At 42.5% G+C, this 6,615-nt stretch carries 6 protein-coding genes (1 of these 6 cut by a window edge); 1 reads left to right on the top strand and 5 read right to left on the bottom strand.

All coding sequences use genetic code 11. From position 1 onward, the window contains the following. Window positions 1-436, bottom strand: the 5' portion of a protein-coding gene (locus ACQV1I_RS01840; protein WP_236645898.1) for a hypothetical protein. 341 nt of this gene lie to the left of the window's left edge; 436 of the gene's 777 nt are visible here — the first part of the coding sequence; the start codon lies at window positions 434-436; its stop codon lies beyond the left edge, outside the window. 279 nt (window positions 437-715) lie between these two features. On the opposite strand from ACQV1I_RS01840, the gene ACQV1I_RS01835 reads away from it, so the two are divergent. Further along, window positions 716-1,102 carry a DUF2294 domain-containing protein gene (locus ACQV1I_RS01835; protein WP_018671972.1) on the top strand — a complete coding sequence of 129 codons (387 nt, stop codon included), beginning with the start codon at window positions 716-718 and terminating at the stop codon, window positions 1,100-1,102. 51 nt (window positions 1,103-1,153) lie between these two features. On the opposite strand, the gene ACQV1I_RS01830 is transcribed toward ACQV1I_RS01835, so the two are convergent. The 4 genes from ACQV1I_RS01830 to kdpB are packed head-to-tail and all read right to left on the bottom strand — an operon-like array spanning window position 1,154 to window position 6,607. After that, complete coding sequence (locus ACQV1I_RS01830) at window positions 1,154-1,582, bottom strand: hypothetical protein (protein ID WP_116335031.1); 429 nt, start codon at window positions 1,580-1,582, stop codon at window positions 1,154-1,156. Between the two features lie 25 nt (window positions 1,583-1,607). After that, entirely contained in the window at window positions 1,608-3,980 is a 2,373-nt protein-coding gene (locus tag ACQV1I_RS01825) for a universal stress protein (RefSeq protein ID WP_116335030.1), read from the bottom strand. A gap of 1 nt (window position 3,981) precedes the next feature. Further along, a complete protein-coding gene (kdpC, locus tag ACQV1I_RS01820; protein WP_094701221.1) occupies window positions 3,982-4,539 on the bottom strand; it encodes a potassium-transporting ATPase subunit KdpC in 558 nt (185 codons plus the stop codon). Between the two features lie 28 nt (window positions 4,540-4,567). Further along, window positions 4,568-6,607 (bottom strand): potassium-transporting ATPase subunit KdpB, encoded by a 2,040-nt coding sequence (gene kdpB / locus ACQV1I_RS01815; protein WP_116335029.1) that lies wholly within the window; start codon window positions 6,605-6,607, stop codon window positions 4,568-4,570. Window positions 6,608-6,615: the final 8 nt, after the last annotated feature.

Below are 6,615 nucleotides of genomic sequence, written 5' to 3'. Positions count from 1 at the left end.
GATATCGTTTACATGCTTCTCTGGCAACCTTATCAATAATTTTATACCAGGCTTTCCCACGATACCCACCCAAATGCGGGAACAATTTAATAACAAGTAAGACCTTCCCAGCTTTTTTACCTATAATGAAGCCTCCATCCAGTTCAAATTCTATAACTTGGCTATGCTCAATCAAAAAAAGTAAGAAAACCATCTGAATTTGTTTAGAGAGCCGACAAGATGATTTTCTTTTTAGCGCATGCTCTCTTTTAATTATCTCTTCCTTTTGATAGACAGCTACGATGCGCTGAAACAATTTGGTTTCCATTGAAAGATTCATTTTTTGATTCAGCTTTGTTTGGATCGCAATCCTCTTTTCTTCATCTAAAAACTGGAGTAATCGTTCCAACGCCCGAGCAATCCGTTTTAATTCAATATTCTCCTGAAGAATTGTCATTGCCAGCTCCCCTTCTTCTCGTTACCACGATTGTAAAACATATCCGCTCGCCTCCCTATCCTTCTTCCTATCTTCTCATTTAAGATGCTCTTTAAGTCTGAATCAATTTAGATGAACTATCTCTATCATTCAGGTAAATTTGAGTATTTACGCTTTTTCTCTCTTCCATTGCCAATCACCACAAACCACCTCATTGACAGTCTTCCTTATGCTGGGTAGTATATCCATGAAGCTGCCACTATGTAATGAATAGATCGTCTTTCCTTAGGAGGGAATCAGTTGAGTAACTTATCCAAAAAAAAGCTGGAAGCGGAAATCAGTGAAGCTTTTATTAAATTTCAAAGAGAGCTGATTGGACGTGGTCCCCAAGAAGCCAAAACATATATCGTTAACGACATGATTATTTCCCGCTTTAAAGGGGTTCTCACTGTGGAGGAAAAACATTTGTCTCATCACGAAAAAGGGCGACGCGTTGTTAAACAAATGCGTGAAATCCTGCGTGAGATGTACAGTAAGGAAACAGAAGCAATTGTAGAAAGAATCACAGGTCTTAAGGTTCTTTCCAGCCACAGTGATATCAGTACGAAAATGGGTGAACGGATTGAAGTATATGTAATGGACAAAGACCTAGAAAAACAACTTCAAGATAACACACCCACCAATTAACAGCTTAAGACTGATAGCTAAACGCTCAAATATAGGAAACACTCCTCCACATTATAGAGGAGTGTTTTCATCATCATTATCCAACAACCACTGATACCCTTGATGATTAGGGTTACTGATAAATACATAATGTGCCCCTAATCTCCGGTACAGAGCTGCATACCGCGGTAGCTGCGTCATGACAAATACACGACAAGTACCCAAACTAACGAAAAATTCAATGACTCGAAACGAGTCGTTCCATTCATCTGGAAACAAGTAAACCTGCTCAAAAGAGGCGAGCTTTGTTTCTTCAGGAGCAAACCCCTGCGTAGCCACTAGACGAAACCCTTCTCTAACCATGTCATTTCTAAATGATTCTCGATAAAAAGCAACAATCTGCAACCCATCTATCAAATTTCGATTGATTTCATGTTTGCTAGCTGTTTGAACAAAGTCACAAAAAGCTTCTCCACGTCCTACAATAAGCATACTTTTCATCCTGCTCCCGCCTCATTCATTTGAATCACTGTGTGATTGGCTTATGATCGGCAACAACGAGAACGTCCATATGACGTATTTGCCTTAATAACTTCTGCACAACAGAGCCCGTTTTTATTTCTTCCCATCTCGTCCGAGCAGAATGGCCGATGATGACTTGTGTAACATTTTTGCGATTCATCTGCATGACTAACTCACGAAAAATTTGTCTACGATCTTGTACTTGATAAATTTCAAAAGCGCCACCCATACGTTCCGTTAAATATCTAAGTTTGTCTAGTAAACTCAGCTCGTCTGAAGCAAGGGGATAATGATCCTGTACATACGCAACATACCAATCTGCCTTTAACCGATAAGCAATACGAAATCCACGCCGTATTAATCGTTCACTGTCATCACGTAAATTTACACAGACAAAAATGGTTTCTTGTTTTCTCCACGGCCCACGTAACGCTCCCTTACGCTCCCAGGACTCCAAACGCTCATCCACATCATCCGCCACTTCACGTAATGCTAATTCACGTAAGGCAATCAGATTCCCAAGCTGAAAAAAGTGATTTAATGACTGCTCTACCTTATCTAAGGCATAGATATTGCCCTCTTTCATCCTCTCTTGCAAGGAACTTGGCGCAATGTCCACCAGCTCGATCTCATCTGCATCATGTAGGATGTGGTCAGGGATTGTTTCCCGTATTCGAATACCTGTGATTTGTTCAACACTATCAGTTAGACTCTCTACATGCTGAATATTCACAGTTGTAATCACAGAAATGCCAGCTTGCAATATGTGCTCGACGTCTTCGTATCTTTTTAAGAACCGGCTAGTAGGAACATTGGTATGAGCTAATTCATCCACTAGAACCACTTCCGGGTTGCGCTTAATAATAGCCTCAGTATCCATCTCTTCCAAATATACATTCTTATAAGGCATCACCTTTCTAGGAATAATCGGTAGCTTACCTATTTGCTCGTATGTCTCTTTTCGTCCATAGGTTTCCAATAATCCAATTACAACATCAATCCCACTGTGTAACAGCTCATTTGCCTCACGGAGCATGGTGTATGTCTTTCCTACACCTGGTGCTGCACCGATAAAGATTTTTAATTTACCACGTTTAATTCGTTTAATTTCCTTTTCCATCTCCTCTGTCGAAAGGCGACGAAAGGGATGGGGAACAAATCCACGATGGCGTTTAGCAGGGAGAACCCGTCCCCCACTGGTTGCCGAGCGATCTGCTACAATGAGGACATCTGTATTTTTGCTTTTGCGTAAAATCTTGTTAATAATGGAACCATGCAAAATTTCTTCCCATCTGCTTCGTTTGGATTGGCCCATGACAATACGAGTAATGTTATGTTGCAAAGCGTACTGTACGATCTCCTTAGCCACATCACTGTCCTTGTATAGTGGGATCTCATCAAAGCTTGCGCCCACTTTTTGCGCCAAAGTAACCATCGATCGTTTAAAGGTTGCCTCTTCTTTAGACATCATCCGTTTGTTCCCACGAAAGCAAGCGACAAGAAGCTCAGCCCCTAAGCGTTTAGCTACCTGTTGGCCGCGACGGATCAAGATTGAACCGTTCCAGTGATACTGTACAGTAACCAGAATACGCTCACTCGCCCCAGAAGGGCCAAGTATTCCCTGCTGTTGGCGATACTTATCTAAATCATCATTTACTTCTCCAGCCACAAAGCGTAAGGCCAATTCTCTTAGCACAGCCAAATTATCATGTCGATACAAGCGTTGATGCTTTGACTTAGGTTTAGACCGTTCTTCTCCTTGATTACATGAGTGAGGTAAAATACTACCCTCTTGCAATCTTTTAAGAATGACTTCCGGCGTAACGTCCAGCAGCTTTACCTCGTCTGCTTCTGCTAACGTCTCGTCGGCTACACAATCGGCTACATGAACAGGTACCCCCGTTAACCGCTGGGCTATCCCTTTCATTCCCTCAAGCTCGTAGATATTTACCGTAGTGATAACACTAATATTGTGTTCTAACAGATAACGTACGTCCTCGATACGAGTACGACGTATCGCTTCCGGTCGATTCCGATGCGCTAATTCATCCACCAAGACGACCTCTGGATCACGTCTAACGATCTCCTCGACATCTAGGTCCTCTTTCAGAATATCTTTTTCAAACCAAGCGATAGCAGGTATTACATCGAGTCCTTCCAGCTTCTCGTGATTTTTCCCTTGGTTTATTGCACGTGTATGAATCACACCAATAACCACATCTAAACCTTTTTTCCGCAGACGTTGCCCTTCTAACAGCATGTGATAGGTTTTTCCTGAACCACTGACCGCTCCCAGAATAATTTGCAGACGACCTTTATGGATTTCCGAAATGGAGCGCAAGATTTCCTCTGGCGTTTTTCGGCGAAAATCATCCATACTACTTCACCTGATCCAACGCCATGTTTAACTCCAATACATTTACTCTTTTTTCACCAAACAAGCCCAGAGAGCGGTCTTCTGTGTGCTTACTAATGAGCTGGTTAAGCTGATCAGTAGTCAAATTGCGTAATGCTGCAATGCGTGGCACCTGAACACGAGCCGCTTCCGGTGTAATATGTGGGTCAAGTCCGGAAGCGGAGTTAGTTACTAAATCAGCCGGTATAGCTACTTGCTCAATAGTCGGATTAGCAGCTAAGAAAGCTGTTACATCTTTTTTAGTTCGTTCCACCAATTCTGGATTTGATGGGGCATAATTATTAGAACCAGAACCAGCTGCGTTATATTCTATAGAAGAAACACGCCCAGAAAAGTATTTCGGGTTCGTAAACGTTTGACCAATTAGCTTTGAACCTACTACTTTCCCAGTTGCATCAGTGATTAAGCTTCCATCTGCCTGTGCTGGCATTAATGCCTGGGCGATACCCGTCATGAGCAAGGGATAGATAACGCCGCAGATCAGTAATAACACGAGACTTACTCGTATATTTTTCAACATGATTGATCACCTTTTTAGTTGTTATTTTTTATTGCAGACCAACTACCACCAACAGCATATCCAACAGCTTAATACCGATAAAAGGAGCAATGACACCACCTAATCCATAAATAAACAGATTGCGGGACAAAAGTTTGGTAGCACTCATTGGTGTATATGTAACACCCTTCATTGCTAACGGTATTAACAGAGGAATGATTATCGCGTTAAACAGCAATGCTGACAAAATTGCACTTTGTGGTGTAGCTAGCTGCATGATGTTCAAAGCCTGCATCTGAGGAATTGCTACCATGAGCATCGCCGGAATAATGGCAAAATACTTAGCAATATCATTTGCGATACTAAAAGTAGTAAGGGCTCCGCGAGTCATAAGAAGCTGTTTCCCAATAGCTACTACCTCGATAATTTTGGTCGGATCAGAATCTAAATCAACCATGTTCGCAGCTTCTTTAGCAGCGATCGTACCACTATTCATCGCTAACCCCACGTCGGCTTGAGCTAAAGCAGGCGCATCATTCGTACCATCGCCCGACATCGCTACCAATTTTCCTTCCGCCTGCTCCTTACGAATAACCGCGATTTTGTCCTCTGGTTTCGCTTCTGCAATGAAATCATCTACACCAGCTTCGCGAGCGATGGTAGCTGCGGTTAACGGATTATCACCCGTACACATAACAGTCCTGATTCCCATCCGCCGTAGCTCTTCAAAGCGCTCACGCATACCTGCTTTTACCGTATCTTTTAAATAAATGACGCCCAGTACACGAGTACCATCTACCACTGCTAATGGGGTGCCCCCTTCTCTAGCAATTTGATTAGCTATCGTATCCAAATCGTTAGGAACTTGGCCGCCTCTTTCTACAACATAATTTTTAATTGCATCAATGGCTCCTTTTCTTACCATGCGACCATCTGGAAAATTTGTTCCACTCATCCGAGTTTCCGCTTTGAATTCCACTCCTTCTGTACCTGAGATTTGCCACTCTGATTCTGGAACTCCCATTTTTTTAGCCAATTCCACAATAGAGCGTCCCTCTGGTGTTTCGTCATGTATAGAGCTGTGGAGAGCTGCCCGATATAGCTCTTCTTGTTTTGAACCACCTACCACCACAATTTCAGAGGCCATCCGATTTCCATACGTAATTGTTCCTGTCTTATCCAAGATAATGGTATTGATATCACCTGCCGCTTCTACCGCTTTACCTGACATTGCAATCACATTATATTGGGTAACCCGATCCATACCAGCAATCCCGATCGCAGATAATAATCCGCCAATGGTTGTTGGTATAAGGCAAACCAGCAGAGCCACCAGGGTTGCAACTGGAATCACCACATTTACATAGGAAGCAATTGGTAACAACGTCGTACATACGATCAAAAATATTAACGTTAAGCTTACCAATAGGGTATTTAAGGCTAGCTCATTAGGAGTTTTTTGCCGTTTAGCCCCTTCTACCATACTGATCATTCGATCTAGGAAGGATTCCCCGGGATCTGTAGTTACACGTACCGTAATTCGGTCACTGACCACGCGAGTACCGCCAGTAACAGAACTAAAGTCTCCACCGGCCTCTTTTATGACTGGAGCCGATTCCCCCGTAATGGCTGACTCATCCACTGATGCCACTCCTTCAATAATTTCTCCATCACTTGGTATCAGCTCATTGGTGTTAACGATGACAATATCGCCTTTGCGTAGCTCTGTGGAATTTACCACTTTTACTATGCCATTTTTTTGCAATACATTTGCTTTCATATCCTGTTTACTTTTTTTCAAGCTATCAGCCTGTGCCTTACCACGCCCTTCTGCCAAAGCTTCGGCAAAATTTGCAAACAGGATCGTCACGAATAAGATCATGCTCACGATGCCGTTGTAAAAAGCATTAGACTCGCCACCAAAAGCACTTGGCATAACACTTAAAATGAGTGTAATTACAAAGCCTATTTCCACCACAAACATAACTGGGTTTTTAACCATTAGCCGTGGGTTAAATTTTTTAAAGGCATCGATTATTGCCTGCCATATGATCTCCTTGGTGACCAAGGATTTTCGTTGATTACTCATAGCGAAAG

Source organism: Brevibacillus sp. JB24b (assembly GCF_051713385.1).
Lineage (GTDB): Bacteria > Bacillota > Bacilli > Brevibacillales > Brevibacillaceae > Brevibacillus_B > Brevibacillus_B laterosporus.
This window is presented reverse-complemented; position numbering and strand designations above follow the sequence as displayed.

Coding starts and splice junctions, on each gene's coding strand:
- ACQV1I_RS01830 (WP_116335031.1), bottom strand. CDS start 1,582: ATGAAAAGTATGCTTATTGTAGGACGTGGAGAAGCTTTTTGTGACTTT.
- ACQV1I_RS01825 (WP_116335030.1), bottom strand. CDS start 3,980: ATGGATGATTTTCGCCGAAAAACGCCAGAGGAAATCTTGCGCTCCATT.
- kdpC (WP_094701221.1), bottom strand. CDS start 4,539: ATGTTGAAAAATATACGAGTAAGTCTCGTGTTATTACTGATCTGCGGC.
- kdpB (WP_116335029.1), bottom strand. CDS start 6,607: ATGAGTAATCAACGAAAATCCTTGGTCACCAAGGAGATCATATGGCAG.